General features: G+C 70.7%; 19 protein-coding genes. 15 read left to right on the top strand and 4 right to left on the bottom strand.

What is annotated here, in order from left to right; genetic code table 11:
* From ACX80P_RS09485 to ACX80P_RS09470, 4 genes are read left to right on the top strand one after another with little or no spacing between them, the layout of a single operon-like run.
* Complete coding sequence (locus ACX80P_RS09485; protein ID WP_459277827.1) at positions 1-987, top strand: carbohydrate ABC transporter permease; 987 nt, start codon at positions 1-3, stop codon at positions 985-987.
* Entirely contained in the window at positions 984-1898 is a 915-nt protein-coding gene (locus ACX80P_RS09480; protein WP_459277826.1) for a carbohydrate ABC transporter permease, read from the top strand. Before ACX80P_RS09485 ends, ACX80P_RS09480 begins: the two co-directional genes overlap by 4 nt.
* Complete coding sequence (locus tag ACX80P_RS09475) at positions 1895-3364, top strand: GH1 family beta-glucosidase (RefSeq protein ID WP_459277825.1); 1470 nt, start codon at positions 1895-1897, stop codon at positions 3362-3364. The genes ACX80P_RS09480 and ACX80P_RS09475 overlap by 4 nt, the downstream gene beginning before the upstream one ends.
* On the top strand, positions 3364-4443 hold the full coding sequence (locus ACX80P_RS09470) for a LacI family DNA-binding transcriptional regulator (protein ID WP_459278193.1): 1080 nt from the start codon (positions 3364-3366) through the stop codon (positions 4441-4443). The genes ACX80P_RS09475 and ACX80P_RS09470 overlap by 1 nt, the downstream gene beginning before the upstream one ends.
* On the opposite strand, the gene ACX80P_RS09465 is transcribed toward ACX80P_RS09470, so the two are convergent.
* Positions 4374-6569 (bottom strand): S9 family peptidase, encoded by a 2196-nt coding sequence (locus tag ACX80P_RS09465; RefSeq protein WP_459277824.1) that lies wholly within the window; start codon positions 6567-6569, stop codon positions 4374-4376. The genes ACX80P_RS09470 and ACX80P_RS09465 overlap by 70 nt on opposite strands.
* 179 nt (positions 6570-6748) lie before the next feature.
* Here ACX80P_RS09465 and ACX80P_RS09460 point away from each other — a divergent pair, with 179 nt between their 5' ends.
* From ACX80P_RS09460 to paaZ, 4 genes are read left to right on the top strand one after another with little or no spacing between them, the layout of a single operon-like run.
* Positions 6749-7957, top strand: coding sequence for an acetyl-CoA C-acyltransferase (locus ACX80P_RS09460; RefSeq protein WP_459277823.1), 1209 nt, complete (start codon positions 6749-6751; stop codon positions 7955-7957).
* Positions 7957-8697, top strand: coding sequence for an enoyl-CoA hydratase/isomerase family protein (locus ACX80P_RS09455; RefSeq protein WP_459277822.1), 741 nt, complete (start codon positions 7957-7959; stop codon positions 8695-8697). The genes ACX80P_RS09460 and ACX80P_RS09455 overlap by 1 nt, the downstream gene beginning before the upstream one ends.
* The gene (locus ACX80P_RS09450; RefSeq protein WP_459277821.1) at positions 8694-9641 is read left to right on the top strand and encodes a 3-hydroxyacyl-CoA dehydrogenase family protein; all 948 of its coding nucleotides are present in this window, start codon (positions 8694-8696) and stop codon (positions 9639-9641) included. Before ACX80P_RS09455 ends, ACX80P_RS09450 begins: the two co-directional genes overlap by 4 nt.
* A gap of 14 nt (positions 9642-9655) precedes the next feature.
* The gene (paaZ, locus tag ACX80P_RS09445) at positions 9656-11743 is read left to right on the top strand and encodes a phenylacetic acid degradation bifunctional protein PaaZ (RefSeq protein ID WP_459277820.1); all 2088 of its coding nucleotides are present in this window, start codon (positions 9656-9658) and stop codon (positions 11741-11743) included.
* 90 nt (positions 11744-11833) lie between these two features.
* Here paaZ and ACX80P_RS09440 read toward each other — a convergent pair whose 3' ends face one another.
* Positions 11834-12643, bottom strand: a complete 810-nt coding sequence (locus ACX80P_RS09440) for a type IV toxin-antitoxin system AbiEi family antitoxin domain-containing protein (protein ID WP_459277819.1) — start codon at positions 12641-12643, stop codon at positions 11834-11836.
* A gap of 232 nt (positions 12644-12875) precedes the next feature.
* Complete coding sequence (locus ACX80P_RS09435) at positions 12876-13490, bottom strand: TetR/AcrR family transcriptional regulator (protein WP_459277818.1); 615 nt, start codon at positions 13488-13490, stop codon at positions 12876-12878.
* A gap of 140 nt (positions 13491-13630) precedes the next feature.
* Between ACX80P_RS09435 and ACX80P_RS09430 the strand changes: the two genes are divergently transcribed.
* From ACX80P_RS09430 to ACX80P_RS09400, 7 genes are all read left to right on the top strand, one after another.
* A complete protein-coding gene (locus tag ACX80P_RS09430; protein ID WP_459277817.1) occupies positions 13631-14083 on the top strand; it encodes a helicase associated domain-containing protein in 453 nt (150 codons plus the stop codon).
* 210 nt (positions 14084-14293) lie between these two features.
* On the top strand, positions 14294-15274 hold the full coding sequence (gene paaA, locus ACX80P_RS09425) for a 1,2-phenylacetyl-CoA epoxidase subunit PaaA (RefSeq protein WP_459277816.1): 981 nt from the start codon (positions 14294-14296) through the stop codon (positions 15272-15274).
* Entirely contained in the window at positions 15275-15622 is a 348-nt protein-coding gene (gene paaB / locus ACX80P_RS09420) for a 1,2-phenylacetyl-CoA epoxidase subunit PaaB (RefSeq protein WP_459277815.1), read from the top strand. It begins immediately after the preceding gene.
* Entirely contained in the window at positions 15619-16443 is an 825-nt protein-coding gene (gene paaC / locus ACX80P_RS09415; protein WP_459277814.1) for a 1,2-phenylacetyl-CoA epoxidase subunit PaaC, read from the top strand. Before paaB ends, paaC begins: the two co-directional genes overlap by 4 nt.
* Positions 16444-16464: 21 nt before the next feature.
* Positions 16465-16977: a 1,2-phenylacetyl-CoA epoxidase subunit PaaD gene (paaD, locus tag ACX80P_RS09410; protein ID WP_459277813.1), complete on the top strand. Its 513-nt coding sequence runs from the start codon at positions 16465-16467 to the stop codon at positions 16975-16977.
* Positions 16977-18107 (top strand): 1,2-phenylacetyl-CoA epoxidase subunit PaaE, encoded by a 1131-nt coding sequence (paaE, locus tag ACX80P_RS09405; RefSeq protein WP_459277812.1) that lies wholly within the window; start codon positions 16977-16979, stop codon positions 18105-18107. The genes paaD and paaE overlap by 1 nt, the downstream gene beginning before the upstream one ends.
* 60 nt (positions 18108-18167) lie before the next feature.
* Positions 18168-18947 (top strand): enoyl-CoA hydratase/isomerase family protein, encoded by a 780-nt coding sequence (locus ACX80P_RS09400; RefSeq protein WP_459278192.1) that lies wholly within the window; start codon positions 18168-18170, stop codon positions 18945-18947.
* Between the two features lie 23 nt (positions 18948-18970).
* Here ACX80P_RS09400 and ACX80P_RS09395 read toward each other — a convergent pair whose 3' ends face one another.
* On the bottom strand, positions 18971-19630 hold the full coding sequence (locus ACX80P_RS09395) for a dihydrofolate reductase family protein (RefSeq protein ID WP_459277811.1): 660 nt from the start codon (positions 19628-19630) through the stop codon (positions 18971-18973).
* Positions 19631-20122: the final 492 nt, after the last annotated feature.

Below are 20122 nucleotides of genomic sequence, written 5' to 3'. Positions count from 1 at the left end.
GTGGCCGTCACGGACCGGGTCCAACCCCCACCTCCCCACACGAACCAGCAGCCGTACGACAAGAGCGTGAAGCGGCTGGCCTTCTCCCAGAAGGTGTCGAAGTGGGACGTCAAGCTGTCGCCGTATCTCTACATCTCGCCGTTCTTCCTCCTCTTCGCGATCACGGGCCTGTTCCCCCTGCTGTACACGGCATGGGTCTCGCTCCACACCTGGAACCTCATCGGAGGCCGGGGCGAGTTCACGGGGCTGGAGAACTACGAGTTCGTCCTCGCGCAGCCGTTCTTCTGGAACGCGGTGGGCAATACGTTCAGCATCTTCCTCCTCTCGTCCGTCCCGCAGGTCGTCCTCGCCATCGCCATCGCGGCGGTCCTGGACGCCAACCTCCGTGCCAGGACGTTCTGGAGGATGGGCGTCCTCGTACCGTTCGTGGTGGCCCCCGTGGCCGTCGGGTTGATCTTCAACAACCTCTTCGCTGATCAGGCCGGCCTGTTCAACGAGCTGTTGACGGGAATGGGGCTGGACCCGGTCCGCTGGCACTCCGACTCGCTCGCGAGTCACGCGGCGATCGCCACCATGGTGAACTTCCGCTGGACGGGCTACAACGCCCTGATCTTCCTCGCCGCCATGCAGGCCATCCCCCGGGACGTCTACGAGGCGGCGACGATCGACGGCGCCGGACGGCTGCGCCAGTTCTTCTCGGTCACCGTCCCGATGCTCCGCCCCACCATCATCTTCGTGGTCATCACCGCGACGATCGGCGGCCTCCAGATCTTCGACGAGGCACGCGTGTTCGACCAGGCGGGCCTCGGCGGCGCGGACCGCCAGTGGCAGACGCTCACCATGTACATCTGGGAGCTCGGCTGGGGGCAACGCAACTTCGGCAGGGCCTCGGCCGTCGCCTGGCTGCTGTTCCTGATCATCGTGGTCATCGCGATGGCCAACTTCCTCATCACCCGTCGCATCGCAAGCCAGGGAGGCCGACGATGAGTTCCATCCCCATGATCGAGCAGACGGCGGGCAAGGGCGCGGCCCGCGCCGCGCAGCGGGGCCTCGGTACACGACGCCGGGGCGCACCGGGCGGCACCATGCGCCGGCCGGGGTTCCTGACCTACGGGTTCCTGGTGGCGGTGATCCTCGGTTCGGTGTTCCCGCTCTGGTGGTCCTTCCTGGTCGGAAGCCATGACAGCTCGGTCATCAGCAAGGGCGTCCCCCTGGTGCCGGGTGGCAACTTCCTCGCCAACGCGGCGAGCGTGCTCGACACCATCCCGTTCTGGAAGGCGCTCGGCAACAGCATCATCGTCTCCACCGTCACGGCGCTCTCCGTGGTCCTGTTCTCGACCCTCGCAGGGTTCGCCTTCGCCAAGCTCCGCTTCCGGGGCAGCAAGGGCCTCCTGGTGTTCGTGATCGCCACCATGGCCGTCCCCACCCAGCTGGGCGTGGTGCCGCTGTTCATCGTCATGGCGAAGCTCGGCTGGACCGGATCGCTGTGGGCCGTGATCGTGCCCGGCGTGGTCACGGCCTTCGGGGTGTTCTGGATGACGCAGTACCTCCGCGACGCGCTGCCCGACGAACTCATCGAGGCCGTCCGCATCGACGGCGCCTCGATGATCCAGGCGTTCTGGTACGTCGGACTGCCCGCGGCGCGCCCGGCGGCGGCCATGCTCGCCCTGTTCACCTTCGTCGCCACCTGGACCAACTTCTTCTGGCCGTTCATCGTGCTGGATCCGTCCAACCCCACCCTCCCGGTGGCACTGCAGCTGCTCCAGGCCGCGCACTTCGTCGACTACTCGATCGTGCTCGCCGGGGCCGTGCTCTCCACCATCCCCCTGCTGCTCCTCTTCGCAGTCGCAGGACGCCAACTCGTTTCAGGAATCATGCAAGGAGCAGTCAAAGGATGAGCAGCACCGAGATCACCTTCCCCGAGGGTTTCCTGTGGGGCGCGGCGACCGCCGCCTACCAGATCGAGGGCGCGGCCCGTGAGGGGGGCAGGGGACCGTCCATCTGGGACACGTTCTCCCGTGTCCCCGGGGCCGTCGCGGACGCCCACAACGGCGACGTCGCCTGCGACCACTACCACCGCTCGGCAGACGACGTCGCGCTGATGAAGAGCCTCAACCTGCAGGCGTACCGCTTCTCGACGTCGTGGTCGCGCTGCATGCCCGACGGCGTCACCCCCAACAGCGAGGGCATCGGCTTCTACTCCCGGCTCGTGGACCAGCTCCTCGAGGCCGGTATCAAGCCGTGGCTCACCCTGTACCACTGGGACCTCCCGCAGGCCCTCGAGGACGCCGGCGGTTGGACAAACCGCGACACGGCCCACCGCTTCGCCGAGTACGCCGCGGTGATGCACGAGGCCCTCGGCGACCGCGTCCGCATCTGGACCACCCTCAACGAGCCTTGGTGCGCGGCCTTCCTCGGCTACGCCGCCGGCGTCCACGCGCCCGGCCGGCAGGAGCCGGCGGCGGCCCTCGCCGCCGCACACCACCTCCTCCTCGGGCACGGTCTGGCGACGCAGGAGCTGCGCCGCAGGGACGCGGACGCGACCCTCGGTATCACCCTCAACCTCACGGTGCCCGATCCCCTGGACCCGGCCAGCGAGGAGGACCGCGACGCCGCCCGCCGGATCGACGGGCAGTTCAACCGCATCTTCCTCGACCCCGTGCTGCGCGGCGCGTACCCGGAGGACGTCCTCCGCGATGTCGAGCACCTGAACATGACCGACCACATCCGCGAGGGCGACCTCGAGATCATCGGCACTCCCATCGACGTGCTGGGCGTGAACTACTACCACGGCGAGGCCGTGACGACGACGCCGTCGGGTCAGGCCGCACCGCAGGACGGCCACGCCCCGCTCGGACGCCCGGTCTCCTCGCCCTACGTCGCCGCGCCCGGCGTCCGCTCGGTCCCGCGCGGGCTGCCCGTGACGGCGATGGACTGGGAGGTGCAGCCCGACGGGCTCCGCCGCCTGCTCAACCGGCTGCAGGACGAGTACACCGGCCCCGCGGGCATCCCGCTCTACATCACGGAGAACGGCGCCGCCTACGACGACGTCCCCGACGACCACGGTTTCGTGGACGACCAGGACCGCCTCGGCTTCTTCGACGCCCACGTCCGGGCCATGAAGGACGCCATCGACGACGGCGTGGACCTCCGCGGCTTCCTCGCATGGTCCCTCATGGACAACTTCGAGTGGGCGTGGGGCTACCACCAGCGCTTCGGCCTGGTACGCGTGGACTACGCGACCCAGGAGCGCATCCCGAAGGCGAGCGCCCTCTGGTACGCGCGCCTCGCCGCCTCCAACACCGTGCCGGGCATCGCGTCCACGCAGGACGCCGGGACGGCGGGTGTCGTATTGTCGGGATGATGAACACGTCCCCACCCCGGTCGCTGCGCCGGACCGCGAGCCGCCCGAGCCCCACGCTCGAGGATCTCGCGCTGGCGGCCGGGGTGTCGCGGTCCACGGCGTCCCGCGCCATCAACGGCGGGGACCGCGTCAGCCCGGAGGCGCAGGCCGCCGTGGACCGCGCCGTCGTCGCCCTCGGGTACATCCCCAACCGGGCCGCCCGCAGCCTCGTGACCCGACGGACGTCCTCGATCGCCCTCGTGATCCCGGAGCCCGACGTCCGCGTCATGATGGATCCCTTCTTCGCCGTCGTCATCACCGGCATCACCGAGGCCCTCCGGGAGACCGACGTGCAGTTGGTGCTGCTGATGTCGCGGACGGACGACGACTCGTCCCGCACCCTGCGCTACCTGCGTGGCGGGCACGTGGACGGCGCCATCGTGGTCTCGCACCATCAGGCCGATTCCTGGGCGAGGTCGCTCGCCCAGACGGGCCTTCCCACCATCTTCATCGGCCGGCCGTGGGACACGACCTTCGACGTCACGTATGTGGATTCCGACAACGTGGGCGGTGGCCGGCTCGCGGCGCGGCACCTCGCGGGCCTCGGACGACGCCGCCTCGCGACCGTCGCGGGGCCCGCCGACATGACGGCCGCCGTCGACCGCCTCCGCGGCTGGAACGAGGGGCTCGCCGCGGCGGGGCTCCCCGCGTCGCCCGTGGTGCACGGCGACTTCACCACGGAGGGCGGGGCCTCCGCGGCCCGCAGGCTGCTCGCGGAGCACCCGGACATCGACGGCATCTTCGCGGCCTCCGACCTCATGGCGCTCGGCGTGATGGAGGCCCTCCACGCCGCGGGCAAAACGGTCCCCGGGGACGTCGCGGTGATGGGCTACGACAACCACGCGGTCGCCGAGACGGCGCCCACGCCCCTCACCACGATCACGCAGCCCATGGTGGGGATGGCCGTCCGGGCGGGGATGATGCTCCTCGAGGAGATCGAGGCCCCGGGCTCGCACCCGGAGCCCGTCATCTACGCGACCGAACTCGTCGAGCGGGCCAGCACAGCCGTCGCACCTACCGCGTCGGCTGCGAAGGCATAGTCCCAGGCGATGTCGCGCCAGCGTGAATAACGGCCGCTGGCCCCGCCGTGGCCGCCGTCCATCTCGGTCTTCAGGACGATCGGTTCGTCACCCGTGGTCGTCTCGCGCAGCTGCGCCACCCACTTCGCGGGCTCCACGTAGAGCACGCGCGTGTCATTGAAGCTCGTCACCGCAGCGATGCGCGGGTAGGCGACGGGACGCACGGTCTCGTAGGGCGTGTACTCCTTCATGTAGCGGTACACCTGCGGGTCCGTGATCGGGTTGCCCCACTCCTCCCACTCCAGGGCCGAGAGCGGCAGGTCCGGGTCGAGGATCGTCGTGAGGGCGTCCACGAACGGCACCTGCGCCACGATCGCCCGGTACTTCTCCGGCGCCAGGTTCGCCACGGCACCCATGAGCAGACCTCCCGCGGACCCGCCCATCGCCGCGATCCTGTCGGCGTCCACCCACCCCGTGGTGCCGAGGTACGTCGTGGCATCCACGAAGTCCGTGAACGTGTTCTTCTTCGCCAGCTTCTTGCCCTGCTCGTACCAGCTGCGGCCCATCTCGCCGCCACCGCGGATGTGAGCGACGACGAACACGACGCCCCGGTCCAGCAGGGAGAGCCGGGCGATCGAGAACGCCGGATCCATGCTGACCTCGTAGCTGCCGTACGCGTAGATCAGGCCCGGGTTGGACCCGTCCTGGGCGAGGTCCGCGCGGCGGATGACGGACAGCGGGATCAGCGTCCCGTCCGTGGCCGGCGCCCAGTGCCGCTCTGCGACGTAGTCCGCCGGGTCGTAGCCGCCGCGCACCTCGGTCTCCTTGCGCAGCTCCAGCGACCCGTCCTCGAGCACGTAGTCGTAGACGCGCGGCGGTGTGAGGTAGGAGGTGAAGGAGAGGCGGATGACCGGGGAGTCGAACTCGGCGTTGGCGAGGTTGCTCGTGAACAGCTCCTCGGCGAAGTCCGGTTCGGCCGGTACACCCTGCGCGGGCGTCCCGAGCCCCGCCAGGGGCAGGACCTGCACGCGCTGGATGGTGTCCTTGCGCACGGACAGGACGAGGTGGGTGCGGGTGACGGAGGCCCCTTCGACGCGGACGGCGTCGTCGTGCGGGATCACGGTCGTCCATGCCTGCTCGGCGAGGGGCTTCTCGAACTCGCCCGCGGCCACCAGGCTCACCATCGAGTTCTTCGCGTCGCGGTCGTGGGTCAGCAGGTAGTGCGGCACGCCGTCGATGGTGACCGGCTCGGCGTCGTACAGGATGCGCTCGTCGCGGGACAGCAGCGTGGTGAGGCCCCGCTCCGGCGCGGCGAGGTCCAGGACGCGGTACTCGCTGTACTCGGAGCAGCCGATGCTGATGAGCAGCTGCGTCCGGTCGGCCGAGACCTCGAAGCCGGTCCAGAGGGCGACGTCGTCCTCCTGGAAGACGACGACGTCGTCCTCGACGGGAGTCCCCAGGGTGTGCACGCGCACCTGGTAGGGGCGCCAGGAGTCGTCGACGACGGTGTAGTAGACGCGGGTGCCGTCCGGGGAGAAGGCCAGGCCGTAGAAGACGTTCGGCACGGTGTCCGGCAGCAGCTCACCGGTCGCGAGGTCCTTGACGCGCAGCGTGAAGCGCTCGTCGCCGGCGTTGTCCTCGCTGTAGGCCAGCAGCGCGCCGTCCTCGGTGACGGACAGGCCGCCCAGGGAGAAGAACGGCTTGCCCTCGGCGAGTTCGTTGCCGTCGAGCATGATCTGCTCGCCCGGGACGGGCTGTCCGGGGACCACCACGGGCGGCGTCCAGTCGCGGCGGAGGTCGCCGGTGTCCTCGGCGGCGACCCGGCACTGGATGCCGTACTGCTTGCCCTCCTCGGTGCGGGAGTAGTACCACCACCCCTTCTTCCGGGCGGGGACGGACAGATCGGTCTCCTGCGTGCGGTCCTTGATCTCGGCGAAGATGGCCTCGCGCAGCGGCTCCTGGGAGCGGGTGACGGCCTCGGTGTAGGCGTTCTCGCGCTTCAGGTGCTCGACGAGTTCCGGGCTCTCCTTGTCGCGCATCCACTCGTAGTTGTCGACGAACGAGTCCCCGTGATGGGTGCGCAGGTGGGGCACCTTCCGGGCGGGAGCAGGCACAGGGACAGGTACACGAGCGGCGTCAGCGGTCATGGGTCCCATCTTGCCACTGCGCCGCTGCCCCGCCGCTGACACGCTGCCCCGCAGCAGCCCCGCTGCCGCGGCGGTTGACCGTGCTGGGCGGTCGTGCAATTCTGGAGCAGGCTTTTACAGAACGAACGTTCAGTAATTCGTTCGACCGGAGCGGGCCCACGACGACGAGGGAGACGAACATGGCCGAGGCTTTCCTGGTGGGTGGCGTCCGCACCCCCGTGGGCCGCTACGGCGGGGCACTCTCGAGCGTCCGACCGGACGACCTCGCAGCCCTCGTGCTCTCCGCCGTCGTGCAGCGCGCGGGCGTGGACCCGGCCACCGTCGACGAGGTGATCCTCGGTAACGCCAACGGTGCGGGTGAGGAGAACCGCAACGTGGCGCGGCTCGCGTCCCTCCTCGCGGGCTTCCCGGACAGCGTCCCGGGCATCACCGTCAACCGGCTCTGCGCCTCCGGCCTCTCGGCCATCATCATGGCGTCCCACATGGTCAGGGCGGGAGCTGCGGACATCGTCGTCGCGGGTGGTGTCGAGTCCATGAGCCGTGCGCCCTGGGTCATGGAGAAGCCGGACAAGGCGTTCGCCAGGCCGGGAGCGGTGTTCGACACCTCCATCGGGTGGCGCTTCACCAACCCGCTGCTCTCCGCCCGAGACAAGGCCACGTACTCGATGCCGGAGACAGCGGAGGAACTTGCGGCGGTGGACGGCATCACGCGTGACGACGCCGACGCGTTCGCGCTCCGCTCCCACCAGCGGGCCCTCGCGGCCATCGAGGCCGGGCGCTTCGCGGACGAGATCGTCCCCGTGCAGGTGAACCGCGGCAGGACGTCCTTCTCCGTGGACACCGACGAGGGGCCGCGCGCCGACACCACCCTCGAGGCGCTCGCGAAGCTCCGTCCCGTGGTCCGTCCCGACGGCGTCGTCACCGCCGGCAACTCGAGCTCCCTGAACGACGGCGCGTCCGCCGTCATCGTCGCCTCCGAGGCGGCCATCGGACGGTACGGGCTGACGCCGCGCGCCCGCATCCTCGACGGTGCGTCCGCGGGCGTCCCGCCGGAGATCATGGGCATCGGTCCGGTCCCGGCAACGCAGAAGGTCCTCGACCGCACCGGGCTCACCGTCGCGGACCTCGGCGCCGTCGAACTCAACGAGGCCTTCGCGACGCAGTCCCTCGCGTGCATCCGCCGGCTCGGGCTCGACGAGGGGATGGTGAACCGCGACGGCGGGGCGATCGCCCTCGGCCACCCCCTCGGATCCTCCGGCGCCCGGATCGCCGTCACCCTGCTGGGCCGGCTCGAACGGGAACTCTCCGGCCCGGGCCGGCCCCTCGGCCTCGCCACCATGTGCGTCGGTGTCGGCCAGGGCACCGCCATGCTCATCGAGGCCGTCTGATGCCGTCCGCGCTGAAGCTCACCGACGCACCGGACCGGCTCGTCGTCGAACTGCACCGGCCCCAGGTCCGCAACGCCATCGACCGGCAGATGGTCGACGAGCTGCACGCGGTATGCCAGGACCTCGAAGGGACGCCGCGCACGCTCATCCTCACCGGGTCCGACGGCGTCTTCGCCTCGGGCGCCGACATCGCCGAGCTGCGCGAACGCCGGCGCGACGACGCCCTCGCCGGAATCAACTCGACGCTCTTCGCGCGCATCGCCGCGCTGCCCATGCCCGTCATCGCGGCCCTCGACGGGTTCGCGCTCGGCGGCGGCGCGGAACTCGCCTTCGCCGCCGACTTCCGCCTGGGGACGCCCCGCCTCAGAATAGGCAACCCGGAGACCGGCCTCGGCATCCTGCCCGCCGCCGGCGCCACCTGGCGGCTCAAGGAGCTCGTGGGGGAACCCCTCGCCCTGGAGATCCTCCTCACCGGGCGCATCCTCTCCGCGGAGGAGGCCCTGGACGCACGCCTCGTCACGGCGATCCACGCGCCCGAGGACCTCCTGCCGGCGGCCCACGCGCTCGCCGACCGCATCGGACGGCAGGACCCGCTCGCCGTCCGCATCACCAAGAGCGTCTTCCACGCGCCCCGGGACGCGCACCCGGTGATCGACCAGCTGGCGCAGTCCGTCCTCTTCGAGTCCGACGCGAAGTTCGACCGCATGCAGCGGTTCCTCGACCGGAAGAAGGACGCATGACCAGCAACCCCGCCGGCAGCACCGCGAGCACTCCCGCCGGTGTCCCCGCGCGCATCGGTGTCCTCGGCGGCGGCCGCATGGGGGCCGGCATCGCCCACGCGTTCTGCCTCGCCGGGTCGGGCGTCCTCGTCGTCGAACGGGACGGCGCCGCCGCCGAGGCCGGCCTCGGACGCGTGACCCGGGCCCTCGCCGGCAGCGTCGAGCGCGGGACGACGACGGCGCCGCTCGCGGACCTCGAGGCCCGGATCTCCGTGTCCACGGACTACGCCTCATTCGCGGGATGCGGCCTGGTGGTGGAGGCCGTGCCTGAGGATCCGGCCCTGAAGCGGCAGGCGCTGCGGGCCGTCGAGGACGTGCTCGACGACGACGCCTGGCTGGCGACGAACACCTCGTCCCTGTCCGTCGACGCGCTCGCCGGCGCCCTGCGGCGCCCCTCCCGGTTCTGCGGACTCCACTTCTTCAACCCCGTGCCGGCGTCGGCCCTGGTCGAGGTGGTCCTCGGCACGCAGACGTCCGCCGAGCTCGAGGAGGCGGCCCGGTCCTGGGTGGCCGCGCTCGGCAAGACGTCCGTCGTCGTCCGCGACACCCCCGGGTTCGCGAGCTCGCGGCTCGGCGTGGCCATCGCCCTGGAGGCGATGCGCATGCTCGAGGAGGGCGTCGCCACGGCGGAGGACATCGACGCCGCCATGGTGCTCGGCTACCGGCACCCCGTCGGCCCGCTGCGCACCACCGACCTCGTGGGCCTCGACATCCGCCTCGGCATCGCCGAATACCTCGAGGCAACCCTCGGGGCCCGCTTCAGTCCGCCCGCGATCCTCCGGGAGAAGGTGGCGCGCGGCGAGCTCGGGCGCAAGAGCGGCCGAGGCTTCTTCGACTGGGACGACGCCCCGCCGTCGCCCGCCGCCGACCAGAACCCCCAGCGCCCATCCCGGCAGCACCAGTGAAAGGCGAGCGGACCATGACAACCGCCCCGGAACGAGTACAGATCGACGTCGTCCCCAGCTTCCTCGAGGACGCCTGGTGGGCGCCCGAGCGGACGGCCGCGGCGGGCGACGGGACGGTGGTGCGGGACGCCAGCACCGGCGAGGACCTCGCCCTCGTCAGCACCGCCGGCATCGACACCGCCGCCGCCGTCCGCTTCGCGCGGACCACGGGCCAGGCGGCGCTCGGCCGGTTCACGTTCCACGAACGCGCGCTGAAGCTCAAGGAGCTCGCGCAGTACCTCAACGCGCAGCGCGAGCCGCTGTACGAACTGTCGGCGAAGACCGGCGCCACGAGGATCGACTCGATGGTGGACATCGACGGCGGCATCGGCGTGCTGTTCACCTTCGGGTCCAAGGGGCGCCGCGAGCTGCCGAACTCCCACGTCATCGTGGACGGCCCGCCCGAGGTGTTGTCCAAGGACGGCTCCTTCCTCGGCACGCACATTCACACGCGCATCCCCGGCGTCGCAGTGCAGATCAACGCGTTCAACTTCCCGGTGTGGGGCATGCTCGAGAAGCTCGCTCCCGCGTTCCTCGCCGGGGTGCCCACGATCGTGAAGCCGGCAACGCCGACCGGCTTCCTGACGGCCGCCGTCGTGAAGCTCATCATCGGCTCCGCGATCCTCCCCGAGGGGTCCCTGCAGCTCATCTCCGGTCCGGCCCGCGACATCCTCGACCACCTCGACTACCGCGACCTCGTGTCCTTCACCGGCTCGGCATCCACCGCCAACCACCTGAAGTCCCACCCGTCCGTCGAGCGCGGCGGCGTCCGCTTCACGTGCGAGACCGATTCCCTGAACGCCGCCATCCTCGGACCTGACGCTGTGCCGGGTACCCCCGAGTTCGAGGCCTTCATCAAGTCCCTGGTCACGGAGATGACGGTCAAGGCCGGGCAGAAGTGCACGAGCATCCGCCGGTCCATCGTCCCGGAGGCGCTGGTCGACGACGTCGTGCGCGCCGCGGGCGAACGGATCCGTGCGCGTGTGACGCTGGGCGACCCGCGGGCCGACGGCGTCACCATGGGTGCCCTCGCATCGCTCGCCCAGCTCGAGGGCGTGCAGGACGCCGTCCGCGAACTCCTCGACGGCGGGGCCTCCCTGGCCTACGGCTCCCTGGACGCGCCCGACGTCGTGCTCGCCGACAGCACGACGGGCAAGGCGCCCGACGGCGCGTTCATGGCGCCGGTGCTGCTCACCTGGAAGGACGTCGAGGCCGGCGCCCTGCACTCCGTGGAGGCATTCGGCCCGGTCGCTTCCGTCATCGGCTACGAGGACCTCGCGCACGCCGTCCACCTCGCCGCCCTGGGCTCGGGTTCCCTCGTCGCCACCGTGTGCACCAATGACCCGGCGGTGGCGCAGGAACTCGTCCTCGGGATCGCCGCACACCACGGCCGCGTCCTCGTCCTCAACCGCGAGGACGCGCGCAGTTCCACGGGCCACGGGTCGCCGGTCCCGCACCTCGTGCACGGCGGTCCGGGGCGCGCGGGCGGCGGCGAGGAGCTCGGAGGGATGCGTTCCGTGCTGCACCACATGCAGCGCACCGCCGTGCAGGGCTCGCCCAACATGCTCACGAGCATCACGGGGGAGTGGCACACGGGCGCCGACCGCCGGTTCGACGACGTGCACCCGTTCCGGAAGGACCTGGCGACGCTGCGCATCGGGGACGCCGTCCGCTCGGAGCTGCGGCGGGTGGCGCTGGAGGACATCGCGTCCTTCGCCGAGACCACGGGCGACACCTTCTACGCGCACACCGACGAGGAGGCGGCGGCGGCGAACCCGTTCTTCCCGGGGATCGTGGCGCACGGGTACCTGCTGCTGTCCTGGGCAGCGGGCCTGTTCGTGGACCCCGCGCCCGGGCCCGTGCTCGCGAACTACGGCCTGGAGAACCTCCGGTTCATCACGCCCGTCGCTGCAGGGGACTCCATCCGCGTGACCCTGACGGCGAAGCGCATCACGCCGCGGGAGACGGACGAGTACGGTGAGGTCGCATGGGACGCCGTCCTGCACAACCAGGACGACGAGATCGTGGCGACGTACGACGTCCTGACCCTCGTCCGGAAGTAGCCCGCCCCTCTCCTGGCCCCTTCGCCACTGCTGCTGCCCACCGACCCGCCGGTCCCCGTGGGCAGCAGCATTCATGCCCACCGAAACCGGTCAGCCACTGGGCTGCCGTGTGGCCACCGCGGCGCGCACGAGCGTCAGGAAGTGATCCGGCTGCCGGGTCAGCAGGGCATGGGTCACGCGGAGGACCGGGATGCCCCGGGTGGTGAGCAGATTCCAGCGGCGCCGGTCCTCCTCGAACTCCCGGCGGTCGCTGTGGTACTCCCGCCCGTCCGCCTCGATACCGAGGACGCCGTCGACGTACAGATCGAGCCGGCCGACCCCCGGCACGTACACCTGCGACTGCGTGCTGAACCCTGCGGACCGGAGATGATAGCGAGCCACGGTCTCGATGAGGGACTGCGACTGCGGATCGACGAGATCGACGATCCGCCGGAGCGGGGCATCCCTCCGTCCTCCCACCGCACCCCGTAGCCGGCCGAGCGGCACGTGGCCGAGCACGACGGCGGATTCGACGACGCAGAGGGCGTCGAGCTCCGGGACGCAGCGCATGGCCTGGAGGCAGATCCGCAGGGGCGTGAGCGGACCCTCCGTCCGGTGCACGCGGAACCTGGCGTCGAGGGGGCGGCCGTGGTTGACGCTCGCGTGGATCAGTGACGGCTCCTGAAGGACCCACAGTCCGAGACGCCGCGCAGCGCTGATGCAGGCGAGGTCGGCGTGCTCGCAGGTCGCCGCCAGGAGATCGCCGGCATCACCGGGCAGGCAATACACGCCGCGGACCGGGCGCAGCACCTCCCCGCGATCCACCGCCAGCCGGAGCCGATAGGGGGTGACGCCGGCCCGGAGGAGCTTCTTGCTGCGGGCTACTCCGCCGAAGGTCTCCAGTGCTGCGCGAGGGTCCATGAGGGGACCCTGCCAGCACCATCGCCGCGCGGGCGCACGACGACGGCCTATGTGGACGAGTGCGGAGCGTTCGCCGTCGTGCCCCACCGGGACGGGCCCCGGGCGATCGAGCGTTCGCCGTCGTGCCCACTGGACCCCGGGAGTCGGTGGGCATGACGCATGGTGCCCACCGAACGCCGCACCTCGGTGGGCTGGAGAGGAATCCGCGGCGGGATCAGGACCGGCCGGACGCTCAGCGCCGGTGCAGGCCGTCGAACACCATGTGGATGACGTCGTCGGAGAGTTTCTCCGCCGTCAGGGGCCCTCCCGGCTTGTACCACTCGACGATCGAGTTGATGGTCCCGAAGATCAGCCGGGTGGTTGTCCTCGGGTCGATGTCCTTGCGGATGGACCCCTCGTGCCGCGCCGCGTCGACGAGACCCGCCACCTCGCGGTCGAAGGCCCGACGCCGCTCCAGCGCCTCACGCTCGATCTCCGTGTTGCCGCGGAGCCGCAGCAGCAGCGTGACGAACGGGAGCCGCTCGGTCAGGACGGCGACGGTGCCCCGCAGCACGAACTCGAGCCGGGCGTCCGCGGGACCGGAGTGCGCTCCCGGCTCCTGCAGCACGGCTTCCAGACCGCCGAGGGCATGGTCGAGGGCCAGCCGGAGGAGGTCGCCCTTGGAAGGCACGTGGTGGTAGATCGCGGACTTGCTGATGCCGAGCTCCTCGGCGAGCATCCCCATCGACGTGGCCTCGTACCCGTACCGGTTGAAGGCCGTGACGGCGACGGCGAGGACCGACCGCTGGTCGTACCCGGGGCGTCCCCGCCGTGCGGTGGCGGCAGGGCGGGCTCCGTCGACGGTCATGCGCTCATTTTTGCACGACCGTTCGGTCGGCCGCTGGTGTGCGGACTCCCGTCATCTCACTCTCGACGGGTGATAGTTAGCTTGCCTAGTAAGTAGTACCCTTATCACTGTCACCTGCTCCACGTCGAAAGGGCGCTCCCGTGCAAACGACCTCCTGGGATCTCCGCCTGCGGGCGCTCATCGTCTTCCGTGCCACCGAGGGCCGCGACCCGCATTTCAGGGCATCCACCCCGGGCGAGCACCGCCTGGCGATGTGGCTCGACGAACAGCGCAAAGCCGCCCGCGCCGGGCGCCTGACGGTCGCGCATCGTGCGAAGCTCTGCGCCGCGGGGGTGCTCTCCGAGGAGCCCGTCGAGCGCGAGCGCACCGGAGCCGCCTGGCTGAAGGTCGACAGCATCTCCGAGTTCCTCGAGGACGAGGGCCGGCTGCCCTCGCTCTCGTCCCCCGCATCGGTCGGGGAGAAGCGTCTCGCTGCCTGGATGAATGCCCAGCTCTCCTCGCGGGCCGTGGACAACGGACCCGTCCGAGCGCTGCGGGAGCTCCTGGCCGGGAGCCAGGACAGCCGGGACGCGCCGCTGGCCCACGCCGGCTGACCGCCGCCCCCATGCGCCCCCCGTCCACGATCCGTGGATCAGTGACATCTCCCGGCACCTCGTCGCCCCCCCGTAACACCCCTCACGCTGCACGCACCGGCGCCGCCCCCCGCATGCCTCCTCGACCGTTGACTGCCCTCGCCCGCCCTCCCTATACTGAACGAACGGTCGGTAAATAAACCGGACGTCCGGACGAGCGAGGCAGGCACCATGACGGCTACAGCGATCGAGACCCGCGCGGACCACGACGCCGCCGGCGAGAGGATCTTCAACGACCTCATCGCCCAGGACTCCCGGATCGAGCCGCGCGACTGGATGCCCGCGGACTACCGCAAGTCCCTGACCCGCCAGATCTCCCAGCACGCGCACTCCGAGATCATCGGCATGCAGCCGGAGGCGAACTGGATCACGCGTGCGCCGTCCCTCAAGCGCAAGGCCGTGCTCATGGCGAAGGTCCAGGACGAGGCCGGGCACGGGCTCTACCTGTACTCCGCCGCGGAGACCCTCGGCACCCCGCGGGAGCAGATGACCGAGGACCTGATCGCCGGCAAGGCACGCTACTCGAGCATCTTCAACTATCCCGTCCTGACCTGGGCGGACATCGGGGCCATCGGGTGGCTCGTCGACGGGGCGGCCATCTGCAACCAGGTGCCCCTCTGCCGCGCCTCCTACGGTCCGTACGGACGAGCGATGGTCCGCATCTGCAAGGAGGAGTCCTTCCACCAGCGGCAGGGCTTCGAGATCCTGCTCGAACTCGCCAACGGCACTCCCGAGCAGCGCGCCATGGCCCAGGACGCCGTCGACCGCTGGTACGCGCCGTCGCTCATGATGTTCGGTCCGCCGGACGACGACTCACCCAACTCGCAGAAGTCGATGGAGTGGAAGATCAAGCGCTTCTCCAACGACGAACTGCGGTCCCGCTTCGTCGGCATGATGGTCGAGCAGATCAAGGTCCTCGGTCTCGAGCTGCCGGACAGGGACGTCCGCTTCGACGAGGAGACCGGCCGGTGGCAGTACGGACCCCTCGACTGGAACGAGTTCAAGGAAGTCCTCGCAGGCCGCGGCCCCTGCAACGCGCAGCGCATGGAACGGCGCCGCGAGGCCCATGAGGACGGCGCCTGGGTCCGCGAGGCCGCGTCGGCCTACGCGGCCCGCCAAGCAGCGAAGCACACGACGGCGAAGGTGGCCTAGATGACCGGCGGATCGACCACGGGCGACGACGGCGCGACGGCTCCGTCGTCGGGTCTCCACGAGGACCGCGCGGCCTGGCCGCTCTGGGAGGTCTTCGTGCGGTCCTCGCGCGGGCTCTCGCACGTGCACGCCGGGTCGCTGCACGCGCCCGACGCCGCGATGGCCCTCCGCAACGCGCGCGACCTGTACACGCGCCGCAACGAGGGTGTGAGCCTCTGGGTGGTCCCGGCGTCGTCGATCATCACCAGCGATCCGGACGCGAAGGGCGCGTTCTTCGAGTCCCCGCAGGGCAAGGACTACCGCCACGCAACGTACTACACGAAGAGCGAGGGGGTGAAGCACCTGTGAGCGAGGCGAACGCCAGTGCCACCCGCATCACCCCGGGCAACGCGCTGCGGCCCGAGGACATCGCGCTCCAGGACACGACGCCCGGCGACGCCGTCGCCCGGTACGCGCTGGGGCTCGGCGACGACGCCCTGATCCTCGCGCAGCGCCTCGGCTGGTGGATCTCCCGGGCGCCGGAACTCGAGGAGGACGTGGCGCTGGCGAACATCGCGCTGGACCAGATCGGTCACGCCCGGTCCTTCCTGACCTACGCGGGCCGCGCCTGGGACAGGACCGAGGACGACCTCGCCTACTTCCGCCGCGAGCCCGAGTTCCGCTCGGTGCACCTCGTGGAGCAGCCCAACGGTGACTTCGCCCGCACTATCGCCCGGCAGTTCGTCGTCGCGCTCTACCAGTGGGAGCTCTACTCCCGCCTCGTCCACTCGAGCGATCCGACCCTCGCCGCGATCGCCGCGAAGGCCGTCAAGGAGGTCGACTACCACCGCGACCACGCCACCCAGTGGGTCCTGCGCCTCGCGCTCGGCACCGAGGAGTCACGCCGACGCATGATCGCGGGCCTCCGGCTGACCTGGCCCTACGTGGAGGAGCTGTTCACCGACTACCCGCCCATCGACGAGGTGGGCGACGCCGGGGTGCGCCCGAGCGACCTCCGCGACCCCTTCGACAGCGCTGTGGGCGCCGTCCTCGCCGAAGCGGAACTCGAGGTCCCCGCAGTACCCGGCGCCACCGGTGGTGGACGCCTCGGTCGCCACAGCGAGCACCTCGGCTACATCATCGCCGAGCTGCAGGTCCTGGCCCGCGAGCATCCCGGCGCGTCCTGGTGAGCGCGCCATGGTGAGGTCCTGATGGTGACCGGGACGCAGATGCGGCCCTCTGCGGCGCCCGACGCCGCGGTGTGGGACGTCGCGGCGTCGGTCTGCGACCCGGAGATCCCGGTCCTCACCATCGAGGACCTCGGGGTCCTGCGCGAGGCGCACGTGGCGCCGTCGGGCCGGGTCGAGGTGACGATCACCCCCACCTACTCGGGCTGCCCGGCGATGGACGCCATCCGTGACGACGTCACGTCGGCGCTCCGTGCGGCGGGGTACGACGACGTCACCGTGCGGCTGGTGCTCGCGCCGGCCTGGACCACGGACTGGCTCAGCGATGACGGCAAGGCGAAGCTCGCGCAGTACGGCATCGCGCCCCCCACGGGGAAGGCCGCCGTCGGGCCGGTGCGCATCGGCCTGAGCGTCAAGTGCCCCCAGTGCTCGTCCCTGAACACCCGCGAGCTCACCCGCTTCGGGTCCACCTCCTGCAAGGCGCTGTACGTGTGCAACGACTGCAGGGAACCCTTCGACTACTTCAAGGTGCATTGATGGCCGTTGTCCTCGCCCCCTCCACCAAGCGGCGGAGTGCCTTCCACACGCTCACCGTGCGCGGCGTCCGCCGGCTCACGGAGGACGCCGTCGAGGTGACCCTCGACGTCCCTCCGCACCTGCACGACGCGTTCGGGTACCTGCCCGGGCAGTACGTCGCGCTGCGCACCACGCTCGACGTCGACGGCGAGCCGCGGGAGGTCCGCCGCAGCTACTCGATCTGCGCCGACCCCCGCCCGGGTGAGCTGCGCGTCGCCGTGAAACGCGACCTCGGCGGCGTCTTCTCCACCTGGGTGAACGAGTCCCTGCAGGCGGGGGACACCCTCGAGGTCATGAGCCCGCTCGGGCAGTTCACCCCGCGCACGACGCCCGGCCAGGAGGCGGTCTCGTTCGTCGCCGTCGCGGCCGGTTCCGGCATCACCCCGGTGATCGCGATCGCCCGATCCATGCTCGCCGGCGGCCCGAACGTGCGCTTCGACCTCGTCTACGCGAACCGGGCCGCGATGGACGTCATGTTCCTCGAGGAACTCGCGGACCTGAAGGACCGCTACCCCGCCCGCTTCGCACTGCACCACGTCCTGTCCCGCGAGCAGCGCATCTCGCCCCTGCTCTCGGGCAGGATCGACGCCGACAAGCTGGAGCAGTTGCTCGGCACGGTCATCGACGCCGATCACGTGGACGAGTGGTTCCTCTGCGGGCCGTTCGAACTCGTGCAGCTGTGCCGGGACTTCCTCTCAGCACGCGGCGTGCCCGCGGAGAAGGTGCGCTTCGAACTCTTCACGACCGGCGAGCCCACCCGGCCGGAGGGCAGCCACGGACACCCGGTGGCGCCGGCGGACGCCGGCGAGAACTACACCATCTCCTTCAACCTCGACGGCCTGCAGGGCTCCGTGCAGAGCCCCACCCACGCCCGCGAGTCGATCCTCAACGCGGCCCTCAGGGTGCGCCCCGACGTGCCCTTCGCGTGCGCCGGCGGGGTGTGCGGGACGTGCCGGGCGAAGCTCGTCACGGGCACCGTGAGCATGGAGGAGAACTACGCGCTCGAACCCGACGAACTGGCCGCCGGGTACGTCCTCACGTGCCAGGCCCACCCCACGAGCGACGCCGTCGCCGTCGACTACGACGCCTGAGAGGCAGCCATGACCGCCCCCTCCACGACCACCCCGTCAGGCAGTGAACCTCACGCCGGCATGATCCGGCTCAGCATCGATGGCGGGATCGCCGAGGTGGTGCTGGACGCGCCGTACCGTCTCAACGCCGTGGACGAGCCGGCGCTCACCGAGCTCTCGGACGCCTACGACGCCGCCGCCGCCGGGGTGCGGGACGGTTCCGTGCGCGCGCTCGTCCTGCGGGGGGAGGGGCGCGCGTTCTGCGCGGGCCGGGACCTCGGCTCGATCGAACCCGGGGCCGACGACGCCTTCGCGTTCCTGGACGCCACGCTCACACCGCTGCTGAAGAAGATGGCGGACTTCCCCGCACCGACCTTCGCGGCGGCGCAGGGCGCCTGCCTCGGCGTCGGACTGGGCCTGCTGCTCGCGACGGACGTCGTCTACGTCGCGGAGAACGCGAAGATCGGATCCCCGTTCGCCGCCCTCGGACTGGCGCTGGACTCCGGGGGGCACTGGCTGTTCACGGAGCGGCTCGGCCCGCACCGGGCCCTGGACCTGATGTACACGGGCGACCTCATGACCGGAGCGGAGGCGGTGGCCGGCGGACTCTTCAGCCGCGCCGTGCCCGCCGGGGAGCTGCTCGAGTTCACGCGGTCGAAGGCCGCGCGGGCGGCCGGCGGTCCGCTGCAGGCGCTCGTCGCCTCGAAGCGCCTCGTCGCGCGGATCCGCGACGAGCGGCTGGGCCTGTGGCAGGCCGTCAGCGGCGAGAACGACGTCCAGGGTGTGCTCGGGGCCTCCGACGACTACCGCGAGGGCCTCGAGGCGTTCCGGGAGAAGCGGCCGCCGCGCTTCGGCGCCTGACGCCCGGCGCGGGGTACACGGACCTACCCGGCGGAACGGCGCGTGAAGACCAGGTGCACGATGCCCGTCGGTGAGGGGGTCGCCTCGATCTCGAAGCGCTCCTCGAGCCCTTCGAGTCCGGCCCACAACCGTTCGCCCCGGGCCAGCACGATCGGGACGAGGACCACGTGCAGGTGGTCGATCAGGTCGGCTTCGAGGAACTGGCGCACCGTGATGGCGCCGCCGCCAATCCGCACGTCGAGGCCGCCGGCCAGGGCGCGGGCCCGCTCCAGCGCCGTGGCGGGGTCCGCGTCGACGAAGTGGAACGTCGTCCCGCCCTCCATCTCGAGGACCGGCCGGGGGTGGTGCGTCAGCACGACGACGGGGGTGTGGAAGACGGGGTTCTCACCCCACCAGCCCTTCCACTCCTCGTCCTCCCACGGGCCGCGCTGCGGGCCAAACTTGTTGCGCCCCATGATCTCCACGCCGATCCCGGGACCCCAGGCGGCGGCGAACGCGTCGTCGACGCCAAAGGAACCCGTACCTTCCCCGTGAAGACCCATCGCGCGGAAGGTACGCGTCCCGATCGCCCACTCCATGAGCCGTGAGCCGGCATGGCCGAACGGGGCGTCGAGGCTCTGGCCCTCGCCGGTGGCGAAGCCGTCGAGGGAGACCGAGAAGTTGTGGACGCGGACGAGGGACATGGGGTCTCCTTCTTGATGGTCACGATGATCGAACGCTGCGAGTGACGACCGACTGTAGAGAACCCGACCCAGGATGTACATGGCATCGTTCGGCGGGAAGCCTCGACGACCTCGGCTGGCGTTGGACTTCGGAAGAAGCCGGCCGTTCACGGGACGAGAGGCCATGGGTTGGTCACGGAGGTCGCCCCTGTCAGCTCGTCAGCAGCAAGACCGACATCCAGGGCGTGCCTGGGTTCTCGGACGACTCTTGGAAGGTTGCGAGACGTTCCGGCGCAAGTGGGCGCCGCGGTTTGGCGCCTGGCCTTCCGTCCCATCCGCCGGCATTGTCGCCAGCGCCAAGCACGTCGTCGTGCCATGACTGCATGAACCGTGTACAGGTTGGGTCTGTCGAGCTATAGGGCGCACCGAATTCTCGCCGTCGTTCTCGCACGTTGTATCTACATTTCTGCGCACACAGATGCACCGCACGAGGGAGGATCGCCTTTCAGGGAA

Source organism: Arthrobacter arabinosi, assembly GCF_054511115.1.
This window is presented reverse-complemented; position numbering and strand designations above follow the sequence as displayed.

Bases quoted from the DNA above. Each gene is read 5' to 3' on its own strand.
- ACX80P_RS09470 (WP_459278193.1), top strand. From the start codon at position 3,364: ATGAACACGTCCCCACCCCGGTCGCTGCGCCGGACCGCGAGCCGCCCG.
- ACX80P_RS09460 (WP_459277823.1), top strand. From the start codon at position 6,749: ATGGCCGAGGCTTTCCTGGTGGGTGGCGTCCGCACCCCCGTGGGCCGC.
- paaE (WP_459277812.1), top strand. From the start codon at position 16,977: ATGGCCGTTGTCCTCGCCCCCTCCACCAAGCGGCGGAGTGCCTTCCAC.
- ACX80P_RS09400 (WP_459278192.1), top strand. From the start codon at position 18,168: ATGATCCGGCTCAGCATCGATGGCGGGATCGCCGAGGTGGTGCTGGAC.
- paaA (WP_459277816.1), top strand. From the start codon at position 14,294: ATGACGGCTACAGCGATCGAGACCCGCGCGGACCACGACGCCGCCGGC.
- ACX80P_RS09450 (WP_459277821.1), top strand. From the start codon at position 8,694: ATGACCAGCAACCCCGCCGGCAGCACCGCGAGCACTCCCGCCGGTGTC.
- ACX80P_RS09455 (WP_459277822.1), top strand. From the start codon at position 7,957: ATGCCGTCCGCGCTGAAGCTCACCGACGCACCGGACCGGCTCGTCGTC.
- ACX80P_RS09480 (WP_459277826.1), top strand. From the start codon at position 984: ATGAGTTCCATCCCCATGATCGAGCAGACGGCGGGCAAGGGCGCGGCC.
- paaZ (WP_459277820.1), top strand. From the start codon at position 9,656: ATGACAACCGCCCCGGAACGAGTACAGATCGACGTCGTCCCCAGCTTC.
- ACX80P_RS09395 (WP_459277811.1), bottom strand. From the start codon at position 19,630: ATGTCCCTCGTCCGCGTCCACAACTTCTCGGTCTCCCTCGACGGCTTC.
- paaB (WP_459277815.1), top strand. From the start codon at position 15,275: ATGACCGGCGGATCGACCACGGGCGACGACGGCGCGACGGCTCCGTCG.
- ACX80P_RS09465 (WP_459277824.1), bottom strand. From the start codon at position 6,569: ATGACCGCTGACGCCGCTCGTGTACCTGTCCCTGTGCCTGCTCCCGCC.
- ACX80P_RS09440 (WP_459277819.1), bottom strand. From the start codon at position 12,643: ATGGACCCTCGCGCAGCACTGGAGACCTTCGGCGGAGTAGCCCGCAGC.
- ACX80P_RS09475 (WP_459277825.1), top strand. From the start codon at position 1,895: ATGAGCAGCACCGAGATCACCTTCCCCGAGGGTTTCCTGTGGGGCGCG.
- paaD (WP_459277813.1), top strand. From the start codon at position 16,465: ATGGTGACCGGGACGCAGATGCGGCCCTCTGCGGCGCCCGACGCCGCG.
- ACX80P_RS09435 (WP_459277818.1), bottom strand. From the start codon at position 13,490: ATGACCGTCGACGGAGCCCGCCCTGCCGCCACCGCACGGCGGGGACGC.